This is a genomic window from Pedobacter fastidiosus, from assembly GCF_014306625.1.
GTDB lineage: Bacteria > Bacteroidota > Bacteroidia > Sphingobacteriales > Sphingobacteriaceae > Pedobacter > Pedobacter fastidiosus.
In genome coordinates this window covers 15323-29072 of sequence record NZ_JACRYL010000003.1, presented here as the reverse complement: position 1 = coordinate 29072, position 13750 = coordinate 15323, and the positions used below count along the sequence as shown (strand labels likewise).

The window sequence follows — 13750 nt, the reverse complement described above, 5'->3', positions numbered from 1 at the left end:
TCATTGGTTCATTGGTTCATTGGTTCATTGGTTCATTGGTTCATTGGTTCATTGGTTCATTGGTTCATTGGTTCATTAAAATTGGGAAACAATTTAGACAATTTTTAATATTTTACACATTCAATCCTTCTTACATTTCAATATTCAATAATTAAAGTATGAGTAATAACGATATATTAAAAAAGCTTAGGGTAGCTTTATCATTAAAAACAGAAGATATTATTACCATTTGCGATTTGGTTGGCTTTAAAGTAACTAAAGCGGAGTTAGGTGATATTTTCAGAAATGACGATCATGAAAATTTTAAACCTTGCGGAGATCAAATTCTGCGTAATTTTTTAAATGGCTTAGTCATTTATAAAAGAGGTCCGAGGGATGAAAAAAAGTAATAAAAAATTTATTTTATTACTTTTTGCACTGACTATTATCTCCTTCAATACGCTTTCCCAAATTCAGTATAAGGTTGCTGGTAATGTAATCGATACGCTAAAAAAACCAATTGAAGGTGTAAGTATTCGGCTTATTACCGATAAGGACACACTTCGATCTACTACAGATTTTAAAGGAAATTTTTCTTTTCCAAAGGTTAGCCACAACAAGTTTTATGTTGTGGTTACGGCTTTGGGCTATAAATCCTTTGCATCTGTATATGAATTGGCGGTGAAAGATAAGAACACAATTCTAGAAACTATAATTCTTAAGGCCGAGCCTATTCGATTAAATGATATTGATGTAAATGTAAAAGTGGATCCAATCAAAATTAAAAAGGATACCATTGAATATAATGCGGGTGCGTACACGATTAGAGAAAACGACAAAGTAGAAGATTTACTTAAGCAATTACAAGGAATAGAAGTAGATAGCAAGGGTGCTGTTAAAGCAATGGGTAAAAAAATGACCAAGCTTAGGGTTAATGGCGAAGATTTTTTTACAAGTAATGTAGAAGATTATATTAGGCAGTTACCAGCAGATATTATTGCCAAACTTCAAGTAATTGATGATTATGGCGATGAAGCTAATTTTACAGGTATAAAAATTGGCGAACCACAAAAAATGCTTAATCTGGTTACCAAGCCTGGAATGGATAATGGCGTATTTGGAAATGCCGATGCAACATCAGCAACTAGTAATGCGCATACAATAAATGCAAACGGTAATACTTGGAGAAAAACAAAGCAGATAGGTTTTGGTGCAAACTACGGAATAACGGATAATGCTTTTACAAAATCAGATAATAACGGCTTTAATGGGAGCCTTAGAGAGAAGTTGAGCAAAGAGCTTAGCATTAATGGAAATTATAATCTATCAAACAATTCTAATAATTCGATTAATAGCAATTATATTGAAACGTTTAATCCACAGGGAACAATTTACGATTTAAGGGAAAGTGAAAGCAATGCTAAATCTTTTAATAATAGAATTGGCTTTGGTTTAAATGGGGCAACCAAAAAGAATTTTGTAAATGCTTCTATTTCTGGATCGCTGGGGATTAACACAAATAATTCACTTTCAACATCCAATAAAACTGGCTTTATTCAACAAGATTTATTTTCAAATTCTGGTGTCAAAAGCAACAATCCAAATCTAAGTGGCAATATAAATTGGTCTAGAAAACTGGCAAATAACAGAAGATCCCTATCCGTAGGTTTTAATTTTGGTACAAACGGAAGTAATTCTAATAGCTCGATAAACGACATTATCCGATATTACAATGCTACAACAAGTATTTTAGTCAAGGATTCTTTATTGAATAGACTGGTAGCCAACAATACCTCAAATGCAAATATTGGGGGTAATATTCAATTTGCCAATTCGTTAAAAAAACTAAACGACAGTAGTGGTTATAGCTTTATTAGTTTGAGTTATAGGTTTTCGGTAAGTAGGAGCAAGAATTTACAAACAACTAGGGTAGAAGATCAGATAGGCAATAGTTTTGTTGTTGATTCGCTTGGCCAAAACTATGTTTCTAATTTTATTAACCAAACCATTAGTTTGGGTTTTAATGCCAACAAAAAAAAGATTAGCTATAGTTTTGGAGTTAACTTTTCACCAAGTATAATTATTGGCGAATATCGAATTACTGGGCAGAGTTTAAGGAATTATCAGTTAAATTTTTCGCCTTCTGCTAATCTCAGTTATCAAATAAAAGACAATAGAAATTTAAATTTTAGCTACAATGGCTATACAAGCTCTCCTGATTTTAATAAACTACAACCGGTGAGAAACAGTAATGATGTTCAGAATATTATAATCGGTAATCCAAATTTGAAAGCCAGTTCTAATCATTCTGCAAATTTGACTTACAATCAATTCGGTTTAAAATCGGGATTGAGCATTATGTTAGGACTAAGTGGAAATTTTTCTTTTAATAGCGCAGTTAGTAATACCGTATTTTTGAGAGATACACTAAATAGTTTAAAACAGCAAACCACTTACGAAAATGTAAACGGAATTTATAATATTGGCACCAATTATTCGATTGATAAAAGGCTATTAACCAACAAACTGTCTATTTCTTTTGATGGGAATGTGGCTTACAGTCATAATGTTTTTTATACCGATAATATACTCAATCAAAGCAGCGGGATAAATTTATCCAATGCCTTTAGGGTAGAGCTCAATCAGAAAAAGTATTCATTTAACATCAGCACAGCACATAGTTTTAGTTCTAATACATATTCAGTATTAAATCAAAATATAAAGAATATACAAATCTTGGCATTGGATGGGGGCGCATCTTGGATTCCTACAAAGCGTTTTAGATTGAATACCTCAGTTTCTAAAAGTTTAAATTTTGGTTATAATTTAAACTCAGGAAATCCATTATTGGTTAATCTAGGCTTAAATACGGCTTTTCTGAAAAATAATCGATTAAATTTATCTGTTCAAGCAAATGATCTATTCAATAAAGGATCGCTCTTTAGATCAACCATTACAAATAATTCTATTACCGAAAATAGAACTAGATTTATAAGCAGGTATGTTCAGGCTACGCTGAATTACAGCATAAATCAATTTGGAAAGAAAACAAGTAGATTTACTACGCCAAATTATAATGAATCATTTTAATATTACAAGGAGATTAATTAACGATACAATCATTTAAACTAGGCGAATCATTTAAAATATTATTCATTTACAATCATCCCTTCCCATGAAATTTAAATTATTCTTTTTGCTGTTTCTCTTTGCTATAACAAATACTTTTGCGCAAAGTAGCCCTGATTCTTTAAAAGGTAAAATGCCTGTAAAAGAAAATTTTGCTGATGATTGGGCAATGCTATGCAAATATCAAAAAGAAAATGAAACATTAGGCCTTCCAAAAAAGGGAGAGAAAAGAGTCGTATTTTTAGGTAGTTCTATTTTCGAATTCTGGAAGCAAAAAGATCCTGATTTTTTTGCTAATCGTCCTTACATAGACCGTGGGATTTCTGGTCAAATTTCTCCTCAATTATTAATTAGGTTTAGGCAGGATGTAATTAATCTGAAGCCTAAAGCTATAATTATTTTAGCTGGAAGTAATGATATTGCAGGTAATACCGGCCATGTTACAAATGAGAAAATTCTTGATTGTATTAAATCAATGGCAGAATTAGCTAAAAAACATCACATAAAAGTTATTCTTTGCAAGTATTTACCTGTTTATGAATATGCGTGGAATAAGGGAATTAAAGATGCTTCAGCAAAAATTATTTCTTTAAATGAAGTGATCGTAGCTTATGCCAAAAAGGAGCATTTTACAGTTGTTGATTATTTCACACCCTTGGTTGATGAAAGAAATGGACAGCGAGCAGATTTAACCGTTGATGGCGTGCACCCAAATTTAGCCGGCTATAAATTAATGGAAACTGTAACTGAGGTTGCCATTAAAAAAGCGTTTAAAAGCAGGCATTAAGTAAAACTTATTCTCGTTCAATCCAGCAGTAATTAAATTATTAATGCAATTTTAGCGAAATATATTTTCAATAATATTTGAAAGTTCAATAACATTTGTTTACTTTTATATCATCAAATTGATCAGGAAAGGATGGCTTATATTTCAACTTTTTTAGGGAAACTTAAAAAATTTGATTCAATTTTTCGATTGTTTCTGAAAGTTTTATAATTAAACAGCGTGTTATGAATTATAACATTATTGGTTATCTCATCTTCATATCAATAAATATATTGATCATCGTAGTTGTAGGAAAAATTTGCTACAGGAATGGGAATGTATTTGTCGCGGCGCTAATTCCAGATCACTTGGAACTTTGCCAACAGATTAATAAAACTCTTTTAGTAGCCTATTATTTGGTAAACATTGGCTATTGTTCCGTGACGTTGATAGGGTGGGAGCAGGTTACTTCCAGTCTTCAGTTAGTAGAGGTTTTATCCATAAAGGTTGCAACCATCATCTGCATCCTATCTGTTCTTCACTATCTAAATATCGCATTACTCACAACCACAATTCATAAATTAATTAAATAACAATTTAATACTTTCATCATGGAAACCACCAAAATTTTAATCGGTTATGCAGTTTATTTACCTACAGCACTATTCTTAACTTATTATGTTTCAAAAACACTTTTCAAAAACAGCAAAATTTATATGCTCGATATTTTTAAGGGAAGAGAAGAAATTGCCAATGCTACAAATAAACTTTTTGAGACAGGATTCTATCTATTAAATGTTGGCTTTGCACTTCTGATAATGAAAATAAGTGCATATGATGATGAATATCAAACTTTGATTGAGGCTCTAAGTTCTAAAATAGGTGGATTCTCAATTTATTTGGGGATTATGCTTTTTATAAATTTATACTTCTTCTTTAGAGGTAAAAGAAAAGCAAATCAAAACCTAAAACCTGTTACCATAATAACACCCGAATAATTAAATTTAATGCAACCATAAAAAAAGTCCCAATTTTCATCGGGACTTTTTTATTAATCAAGCTTTTTATATCTAATCCGCTTAGGTGTAACATCACCCAAACGTTTCTTTCTATTCTCTTCGTAGTCAGAATAATTTCCTTCGAAGAAATAAACTTCAGAGTTGCCTTCGAAAGCCAAAATGTGCGTACAAATCCGATCTAAAAACCATCTATCGTGACTAATTACTACTGCGCAACCGCCAAAGTTTTCTAGAGCTTCTTCCAGTGCACGAAGCGTATTTACATCAATATCATTCGTTGGCTCATCCAGTAAAAGAACGTTTGCACCTTTTTTTAAAGTAATAGCCAAGTGTACGCGATTTCGCTCTCCACCCGATAATATTCCAACTTTTTTCTGTTGATCGCCACCATTAAAATTGAACTTAGAGACATAAGCTCTGCCATTTACAGCTTTCGTACCCAATTGGATGTTATCTAAACCATCAGTAATGTTTTCATAAACTGTTTTATCAGAATCTAAATCGTTGTGCATCTGATCTACATAGCCCAATTCTACAGTTTCGCCTACTCGGAAAGTTCCGGCATCAGCTTCTTCCTGTCCTGTAATTAAACGGAACAATGTTGTTTTACCAGCACCATTGGGGCCAATAATACCAACAATACCCGCAGGAGGAAGTGAAAAGTTTAAATTATCAAACAGCACTTTGTCGCCGTAAGATTTCGTCACATTTGTGGCTTCGATAACCACGTTACCTAAACGCGGTCCGGCTGGGATGAAAAGTTCCAATTTATCTTCCCTCTCTTTTCCATCCTCCGAAGCAAGCTTATCGTAATTGGCCAAACGAGCTTTAGATTTTGCATGGCGGGCTTTGGGCGCCATACGTACCCATTCAAGCTCACGCTCCAACGTTTTCTGACGTTTACTTTCTGTTTTTTCTTCTTGAGATAAACGTTTCGCTTTTTGCTCTAACCAACTGCTGTAATTTCCTTTCCACGGAATCCCTTCACCTCGATCGAGTTCCAAAATCCAACCCGCTACATTATCCAAGAAATATCTATCGTGGGTTACGGCAATAACGGTACCCTCATAATTTTTCAAGAATTGTTCTAACCAATCGATACTTTCTGCATCCAAGTGATTGGTTGGCTCATCTAACAATAATACATCTGGATGTTGCAATAACAAACGGCACATGGCAACTCGACGGCGTTCACCACCAGAAAGAACGCCAATTTTGGTTTCAGGATCAGGACAACGCAAAGCATCCATTGCTCTTTCTAATTTAGAATCAAGTTCCCAAGCGCCTAAGGCATCAATTTTATCTTGAAGTTCGCCTTGTTTTGCCATTAATTTATCCATGGCATCCGGATCAGAGTAGTTTTCCTCTAATCCGAAAGCTTCATTAACTTCTTCGTATTCTTTTAAAATCGCCGTTACTTCGGCAACACCTTCTTCTACAACTTCACGCACTGTTTTTTCTGGATCAAGAATTGGTTCCTGAGCAAGATAGCCCACAGAATAACCTGCAGAAAAAACTACTTCTCCTTGATAAGATTTATCTAAACCAGCAATAATTTTTAATAGTGATGACTTACCAGAACCATTTAAACCGATAACGCCTATTTTTGCGCCGTAAAAGAAAGAAAGGTAAATATTTTTTAAAACCTGTTTTTGTGGGGGGTAAATCTTATTTACGCCCGCCATTGAAAAAATGATTTTTTCGTCTGACATAGTGGAATTTTATTTTTGCAAAGATGCTTAATTTGAAATGAAAAGGGAATTGCTTTTAAATAAAACTTAAATATTAGCATGATTTTCAATTTTTATAATCAAATGATTTTCACTTAGATTGTAAGTTTTTATATCTTGCCTAGAGATTTGAAAGATATTTTAAGAATATGATACCTTTGTTAAACTAAAAACCATATAATCGCACAAAAATTCGATCTTGCACACTAAATTTGCCCTATAACTGCTCATGGATAAACTTTCTTTAACGCTTACTTCTTCTAAGTGCGAGCTCCTAGATAATATACTTCGGGAATTCGGAACAGAAAAGTATATAAAGACAGATATGGTAAGCAGAATTTTTAGAGGCAACAATATATTAGCTTCCGAATATCTCGGACTGCTTGTTCAATTAGATTTGATCTTTTTAATTGGTGAAGTAAAAGGTTATCCACTTCCCGCAATGATTGGTAAACAACCCGGATTAGAGCTGTTTATGAATGAAGGCGGTTTTATGCGCCGTTTCGAACTTAAAAAACTTCAAGAGGAAGCAGGTAAAAATCTTCAGGAACTTCAAATAGAAAATATCCGTTTGAGACATACCGTAGAAGTTCAAAAGAAACAAATAGAGCTTTTGGAATATACACTTAAGCAACTAGAAAGTAAATTGAGCTAAAAAGAAGAATATTGTTCTTCAAGTTAAGCGAGTAAACTTCTAATTCGGACAAAAAAAGGGCAAGATCATTACAATCTTACCCCATCTAAATTAACGCTCTCGAAACAAAAGTATGGATCGATTATGAAGCTTTGATGAATTTATTCTTTGCTTGGTTTTTTCTAGTAATTATCGTTACCAACTTCCGTTTTCTCAAAACAAAAACAACTTATCATCGGTTCAAGTCGTATACTTATTATATAAGGAATTAGGCACTATAAATATTGAATTGATTTTTGTTTAATAAATATGTTAAATGATGTCACGTTCTTTTTGTTTTTCTGTCAAAACTTGTAAATTGCCTAAGCAAAAAGCTACAAATTGTCAGTTAATCGATTCGAAAAAATCCTTACAATAAACCGACAAAATGAGAATTTAGGAGGGATGTTATTTATTAAATACCTTTTAAAACCTATAAAACAGTTATTACGTAGATAGATATAACAGACTAAATATTTATCAAAACGATATTCTTACCGTACTTTTTAGGTTGGTGGATACATATACTGCCTTTTATCCACCTATATGGCGCAATTGTTGATAAAATAAACAAAACAGGACAGTCGCTTTTTATAATTTATTTTATAGTTTAGGGACGTAGCTGTTAAGAAAGGAATTATGGAAGCAAAATTTTCACCACAGGTTAAAGATGTAATCTCTTTTAGTAGGGAGGAAGCTCTCCGTTTAGGGCATGATTACATCGGAACCGAACATTTATTATTGGGCCTCATCCGCGAAGGCGATGGAATGGCTATAAAAATTTTACGATCGTTAGGAGTAGATACAAGTAAATTGCGCCGCTCAATTGAAGATGCTGTTCGTGGTACTTCGAGTGTTACAGTTAACTTAGGAAATATTCCATTAACTAAACAGGCAGAAAAAGTTTTAAAGATTACTTACTTAGAAGCTAAGATATTTAAAAGCGATTTAATTGGTACTGAGCATTTATTGCTATCGGTTTTGAGAGATGATGATAACATCGCCTCGCAAATCTTATTACAGTACGGTGTTACTTACGATGTTTTTAAACAGGAGGTAGAAGTGAATAAAAATGGTTTCAGAGATGATATTTCAAATAGTGCCTCAACAGGTGGAGATGATGATTATCGTGAAGAAGAAAGCTTTAGTACCCCTAAAAAGGTTTCAGATATAAAATCTAAAACTCCGGTTTTAGATAACTTCGGTCGTGATTTAACTAAAGCAGCAGAAGAAGGTCGTTTAGACCCAATTGTTGGACGTGAAAAAGAAATTGAGCGTGTATCGCAAATTTTATCTCGTAGAAAAAAGAACAATCCAATTCTAATTGGAGAACCAGGTGTTGGTAAATCGGCAATTGCAGAAGGTTTAGCCTTGCGTATTGTTCAACGTAAAGTTTCGCGTGTGCTTTTTGGCAAACGTGTAGTTACTTTGGATTTAGCTTCATTAGTAGCTGGTACAAAATATCGTGGTCAGTTTGAAGAGCGTATGAAAGCCGTGATGAACGAGCTTGAAAAATCTACAGATGTAATTTTATTTATCGATGAGATTCATACTATCGTTGGTGCAGGTGGCGCGTCAGGTTCATTAGATGCATCGAATATGTTTAAACCTGCATTAGCAAGGGGAGAGATTCAATGTATTGGTGCAACTACTTTAGATGAATACCGTCAGTATATTGAGAAAGATGGCGCTTTAGATCGTCGTTTCCAAAAAGTGATGGTTGAGCCGGCTACGCCAGATGAAACTGTAGAAATTTTAACCAGAATTAAAGATAAATATGAAGAACACCACGGTGTAACTTATACTGATGAAGCGATTTTAGCTTGCGTTACTTTAACTTCTCGTTACATTTCTGATCGTTTCTTGCCAGATAAAGCAATTGATGCTTTGGATGAAGCAGGTTCGAGAGTGCATTTAACAAACATTCATGTTCCTCAAAACATTATCGATATCGAGGCAAAAATCGAAGACATCAAGTTAGAGAAAAACAAAGTTGTTCGTAGCCAGAAATACGAAGAAGCAGCTAAACTTCGCGATACGGAGAAAAATTTAATTGAAGAATTAGATAAAGCTAAAGCGGAGTGGGAAGCTGAAACTAAAACTAAACGTTACGAAGTATCAGAAGATAATGTAGCTGAAGTAGTCTCTATGATGACTGGAATTCCGGTACAACGTGTTGGACAAACAGATAGCATTAAGCTGTTGAATATGTACGATAAAGTTGCCGAGAAAATTATCGGTCAGGATGATGCCATTAAGAAATTAACCAAAGCCATCCAACGTACAAGAGCTGGATTGAAAGATCCTAAAAAACCAATTGGCTCATTTATTTTCTTAGGCCCAACGGGTGTTGGTAAAACAGAATTGGCAAAAGAATTGGCCCGTTTCATGTTTGATAGCGACGATTCGCTCATTCAAATTGACATGAGTGAGTATATGGAGAAATTTGCGGTGTCACGTTTAGTGGGAGCGCCTCCAGGATATGTTGGTTACGAAGAAGGTGGGCAGTTAACTGAAAAAGTTAGAAGAAAACCCTATGCTGTTATCTTATTAGATGAGATTGAAAAAGCTCACCCAGATGTATTCAATATTTTATTGCAAGTTTTAGATGAAGGTCAATTAACGGATAGTTTGGGCCGTAAGGTAGATTTTAGAAATACGATTATCATCATGACTTCAAATATTGGCGCACGTCAATTGAAAGATTTCGGTCAAGGTGTTGGTTTCTCTACTGCAGCAAAAAATACTCAAGCAGATTCTCACAGTCGCGGTGTTATTGAAAGTGCTTTAAAACGTGCTTTTGCTCCAGAATTCTTAAACCGTGTTGATGATGTAGTTGTATTTAACAGCTTAGGTAAAGAAGAAATCTTCAAAATTATCGATATTGAATTAAAAGCTTTATTTGGTCGCGTTCATAGTCTTGGTTATGAAATTGCATTAACTGAAAATGCTAAGGAATATATTGCTGATAAAGGCTTTGATAGTAACTTTGGTGCTCGTCCGTTAAAAAGGGCAATCCAAAAATATTTGGAAGATCCAATTGCTGAAGAAATCCTCAAAGGAGAATTATCTGAAGGAGATGTTTTAGAAATCGATTACGATAAAACAACAGAGCTGATTTCAATCGTTCACAGAAAAGGCGAAAAGAAAAAAGAAGAACCAAAACAAGAAGAAGATTCTTCTAGTAAATAATTTAAAACTCCCGATGAAAATCGGGAGTTTTTTTGTTTAACTAATATCGAAGCTATATTTTAAATATTGCAAGTTTTCGATTATGTACTTTAAATTTTTGCTGCGAAATAAAATTAAAAATGTGGCTGTCTCAAAAAGAAAAATTCGAGAAGTGTTACCAAATTAAATTTTGCAAATGATTTTTACCTCACCCTGTTAAAGTTTTTTGCTTTGGCTAGTGTTGTACTGTCCCTCTCCTTGAAGAGAGGGATTTAATGGCTTGAAAGAAACCCAATGGTTCAAATAACAGTCTTCCGTTTCCCTCTCTTCAAGGAGAGGGATGCGATGCCAACCTTAAAACCACAAACTTTCATAGGGAGAGGTTAAGAAGTAGGCTGTCAAAACAAAATTTTATTCTGTTTTAACAATACGTTTTTCTTTTGATACAGCCTATTTTTGTTATATCCGAATCTTAAATTAATTTTTGAAGCGCCTTGTAGTAACGTTCATAGTTATTTGGGTCAGTGTTCAAAAATAAGAAAGGTTCAATGAGCTCGAGTTCCATTAAGGTAAATTCATTGTTTACCATAACACCATCAACCCTGGCGTATAAACAACCTTTTGCAAATAGATCAACGTATTCTTTGGCGGTATCTATTAATTTTCTACCTGGATTTTGAGGGTATATTGTTCCACCAAAAGTGTGCTGTACCCTAAAATCGCCGGTTTTGGTCTTTTTTAGTAAGGCATGACTAAATTCTCCATTAAAAAAGATAAATGACCATTCTCCACTTTCAGGTATCTCATCTAAAAAGGGCTGAACGATAAAGTCTTCATCCTTAATCAGCATAGCTAATTTGGAATTAATTTCCGCTACATTTTCACTAGTTACCTTGAATGTATTTTTCGCTCCGCCACTAACACACGGTTTAACAATCAATTTTTTGGTATCGAATTTTATAAAGTAATCAGCGAGATCAATTTGATCAGCTTTGCTAATGAAAAAACTTGGTGTAACCTTTAAGCCTGCCGATTGAATATCATTCAAATAATGTTTATCAGCGTTCCATTTAACCACATCAATTGGATTTAATAACTTAATCTTCTTTTCTTCTAAAAAGTTTAACCAATTATAGAAATCTCCAATTAAATCGAAATAATCCCAAGGAGATTTTAATATTGCCAATTGATAATTTTCCCAGTTCACTTGTGGATCATTCCATATTACCTTTTCAATATTTAAGCCTTTTTGTTTGAGGAAATTTAAAAGCTGATCATCTTCGCCCTCCACAGTTGTAGAACTATATGCGCCTTTATCGAGGTAGTTTATTAAAGCAATATTCATAATGTCGAAACTAGGTTTTATCAGCCAAAGAGGCAAATTAAAATAGACTTGTTTGGCTCGTCGGGATTTTAAATAGAGAATGATTTAAGTTAATTTCCTTAACGTTCAAGCCGTTTGATCTTGCATGTAATCGGAAACTATCCCTAATCATTTGAGAGATATTCCCATCGCCTCGCATTCGATCACCAAATCTGCTGTCGTTTACATTGCCACCGTGGCAACTTTGAATCATATGCCAAACCTTATCAAAGCGATCGGGAAAATTTTTTCTTAACCAATCTTCGAAAATCTGAGCAATTGCGCCGTTCAAACGCACAACTGTATAACCTGCTTTAATAGCCCCAGCGCTTGCAACGGCTTTTAAAATTTTCGGTATTTCGTGATCGCTTAATCCAGGAATGAGTGGAGCAACCATTACACCCATTGGTATTCCGGCTTTACTAAGTTCCTCCACAACTTTTAAACGCTGTTTTGCAGTTGTAGTTCTGGGTTCCATAACCTGCCTTAAACTTTCATTTAAACTATTAATGGATACGTAAACCATGCAGAGATTCAGTTTTGCCATTTCTGAAAGGATATCAATATCTCTTAAAATGAGCGAATTCTTGGTAATCATCCCAATTGGTTGTTTATATTCTAAGGCTATTTCTAAAAGCTGTCTGGTTAATTTAAATTTTCTTTCTGCTGGTTGGTAACAATCCGTGTTGCCAGAAAGTGAAATTGTGGTTGCATCCCAACCTTTCTTTTCTAAGAATTTTTTGAAAAGCTCTGGAGCATCTTTTTTTACGATTATTTTTCTTTCAAACTCTATTCCTGCGCTGTAACCCCAATATTGATGAGAGTTGCGAGCGTAACAATAGGTACAACCATGCTCGCAACCTTGATAGGGATTTAGTGAATAAGCCATGCCAACATCAGGACTATCAACTTTGTTTACTATAGTTTTTGAATTTTCAAAAAGGAAAGTAGTTTTGTGGTCTGTTTCTTCCCAATCGTCTATTCCTTCATCATGTTCCTTCACATAAACATCCTTTAAAAATTTATTATGAGGGTTTACCTGTGCTCCACGACCTTTAAAATACTGTTTTTCATCCTCAACATCCATAGCATAAAAATACTAATATTTTTAGTATTTAACTTTGATTAGGAAAATTTATTTTGTAATCAAAGCGTTATAAATCATGCTAATATTTTTGCTATGTTTATGTAATCTACTTTAAGCTATGGGCGTAACTTTATCATGTATAATTGTCGATGATTCTGACTTAGATAGGAAAGCAGTTGAAAATGAAGTTTTTAACTACCCAGACTTAAAAGTTATTGGCAGTTTTGATAATTGTTTAGAAGCCATGAATTGCTTCACTTTGAATAAACCAGACATTTTGTTTGTAGATATCGATATGCCGGAAATTAATGGGCTAGAGTTTATCAAAGCGATAAATAATACCTCGACGGCAAACATAATTATTTCCTCTCATCCCGAATATGCTTTGGAGGGTTTTCAGCTAAAAGTATTCGATTTCATTTTGAAACCTTTGGAAACACAGCGGTTTGATGATACCATTAAAAGGCTAAAAGATTTCAATGCGCTTAAAAATAAAGCTGAAGCTTATGATGTACTTTTTGAAAATGAAGAAGTTGTGTTTAAAGATGGTTTAACTACAATTAAATTAAAGGCAAGCGATATTTTGTATTTGGAAGCATTTGGCGATTACACCAAAATTGTAACTGAAAAGAAAATTCACCTCACGTTAACAACCTTGTCAAAATTTATTGATTCACTACCTACGGATAAATTTGTCCGTATTCATCGCAGTTATGCCGTGGCGCAAGATAAAATAAAATCGAAGAGTTCTGTTTTTGTTGGAGTTGGCGATGTGAGTTTGCCGATTGGAAAGACGTATAAATCCACTTTATCAAAGGTTAAAATTTAAGAGG

At 33.9% G+C, this 13750-nt stretch carries 10 protein-coding genes; 7 read left to right on the top strand and 3 right to left on the bottom strand.

The window, feature by feature from the left end:
- Window positions 1–158 precede the first annotated feature (158 nt).
- The 4 genes from H7U22_RS03795 (at window position 159) to H7U22_RS03780 (ending at window position 4872) form a co-directional block, all read left to right on the top strand.
- Window positions 159–389, top strand: a complete 231-nt coding sequence (locus H7U22_RS03795) for a DUF1456 family protein (protein ID WP_109926057.1) — start codon at window positions 159–161, stop codon at window positions 387–389.
- Window positions 376–3069, top strand: a complete 2694-nt coding sequence (locus H7U22_RS03790; protein WP_187070017.1) for a TonB-dependent receptor — start codon at window positions 376–378, stop codon at window positions 3067–3069. Before H7U22_RS03795 ends, H7U22_RS03790 begins: the two co-directional genes overlap by 14 nt.
- Before the next feature lie 85 nt (window positions 3070–3154).
- Complete coding sequence (locus H7U22_RS03785; RefSeq protein WP_187070016.1) at window positions 3155–3895, top strand: GDSL-type esterase/lipase family protein; 741 nt, start codon at window positions 3155–3157, stop codon at window positions 3893–3895.
- Between the two features lie 590 nt (window positions 3896–4485).
- Window positions 4486–4872, top strand: coding sequence for a hypothetical protein (locus tag H7U22_RS03780; protein ID WP_187070015.1), 387 nt, complete (start codon window positions 4486–4488; stop codon window positions 4870–4872).
- Window positions 4873–4925: 53 nt separating this feature from the next.
- On the opposite strand, the gene ettA is transcribed toward H7U22_RS03780, so the two are convergent.
- Window positions 4926–6605 carry an energy-dependent translational throttle protein EttA gene (gene ettA / locus H7U22_RS03775; RefSeq protein WP_187070014.1) on the bottom strand — a complete coding sequence of 560 codons (1680 nt, stop codon included), beginning with the start codon at window positions 6603–6605 and terminating at the stop codon, window positions 4926–4928.
- Window positions 6606–6852: 247 nt separating this feature from the next.
- Between ettA and H7U22_RS03770 the strand changes: the two genes are divergently transcribed.
- Together H7U22_RS03770 and H7U22_RS03765 are read left to right on the top strand one after the other, a co-directional pair.
- Window positions 6853–7278, top strand: a complete 426-nt coding sequence (locus tag H7U22_RS03770; RefSeq protein WP_187070013.1) for a hypothetical protein — start codon at window positions 6853–6855, stop codon at window positions 7276–7278.
- A 657-nt stretch (window positions 7279–7935) separates the two neighbouring features.
- The gene (locus H7U22_RS03765) at window positions 7936–10488 is read left to right on the top strand and encodes an ATP-dependent Clp protease ATP-binding subunit (RefSeq protein ID WP_187070012.1); all 2553 of its coding nucleotides are present in this window, start codon (window positions 7936–7938) and stop codon (window positions 10486–10488) included.
- A gap of 451 nt (window positions 10489–10939) precedes the next feature.
- Here the strand turns inward: H7U22_RS03765 and H7U22_RS03760 are convergent, their stop codons facing one another.
- Together H7U22_RS03760 and H7U22_RS03755 are read right to left on the bottom strand one after the other, a co-directional pair.
- Window positions 10940–11812: an ATP-grasp domain-containing protein gene (locus H7U22_RS03760; protein ID WP_187070011.1), complete on the bottom strand. Its 873-nt coding sequence runs from the start codon at window positions 11810–11812 to the stop codon at window positions 10940–10942.
- Window positions 11813–11849: 37 nt separating this feature from the next.
- Window positions 11850–12917 (bottom strand): PA0069 family radical SAM protein, encoded by a 1068-nt coding sequence (locus tag H7U22_RS03755; RefSeq protein WP_187070010.1) that lies wholly within the window; start codon window positions 12915–12917, stop codon window positions 11850–11852.
- A 118-nt stretch (window positions 12918–13035) separates the two neighbouring features.
- Between H7U22_RS03755 and H7U22_RS03750 the strand changes: the two genes are divergently transcribed.
- Window positions 13036–13746, top strand: coding sequence for a LytR/AlgR family response regulator transcription factor (locus H7U22_RS03750; RefSeq protein WP_187070009.1), 711 nt, complete (start codon window positions 13036–13038; stop codon window positions 13744–13746).
- The last annotated feature ends 4 nt before the right edge of the window (window positions 13747–13750 follow it).

What these genes read in the sequence shown, in the direction of transcription:
- H7U22_RS03785 (WP_187070016.1), top strand. Translation starts at nt 3,155, where the DNA reads ATGAAATTTAAATTATTCTTTTTGCTGTTTCTCTTTGCTATAACAAAT.
- H7U22_RS03770 (WP_187070013.1), top strand. Translation starts at nt 6,853, where the DNA reads ATGGATAAACTTTCTTTAACGCTTACTTCTTCTAAGTGCGAGCTCCTA.
- H7U22_RS03760 (WP_187070011.1), bottom strand. Translation starts at nt 11,812, where the DNA reads ATGAATATTGCTTTAATAAACTACCTCGATAAAGGCGCATATAGTTCT.
- H7U22_RS03750 (WP_187070009.1), top strand. Translation starts at nt 13,036, where the DNA reads ATGGGCGTAACTTTATCATGTATAATTGTCGATGATTCTGACTTAGAT.
- H7U22_RS03780 (WP_187070015.1), top strand. Translation starts at nt 4,486, where the DNA reads ATGGAAACCACCAAAATTTTAATCGGTTATGCAGTTTATTTACCTACA.
- H7U22_RS03765 (WP_187070012.1), top strand. Translation starts at nt 7,936, where the DNA reads ATGGAAGCAAAATTTTCACCACAGGTTAAAGATGTAATCTCTTTTAGT.
- H7U22_RS03755 (WP_187070010.1), bottom strand. Translation starts at nt 12,917, where the DNA reads ATGGATGTTGAGGATGAAAAACAGTATTTTAAAGGTCGTGGAGCACAG.
- H7U22_RS03790 (WP_187070017.1), top strand. Translation starts at nt 376, where the DNA reads ATGAAAAAAAGTAATAAAAAATTTATTTTATTACTTTTTGCACTGACT.
- H7U22_RS03795 (WP_109926057.1), top strand. Translation starts at nt 159, where the DNA reads ATGAGTAATAACGATATATTAAAAAAGCTTAGGGTAGCTTTATCATTA.
- ettA (WP_187070014.1), bottom strand. Translation starts at nt 6,605, where the DNA reads ATGTCAGACGAAAAAATCATTTTTTCAATGGCGGGCGTAAATAAGATT.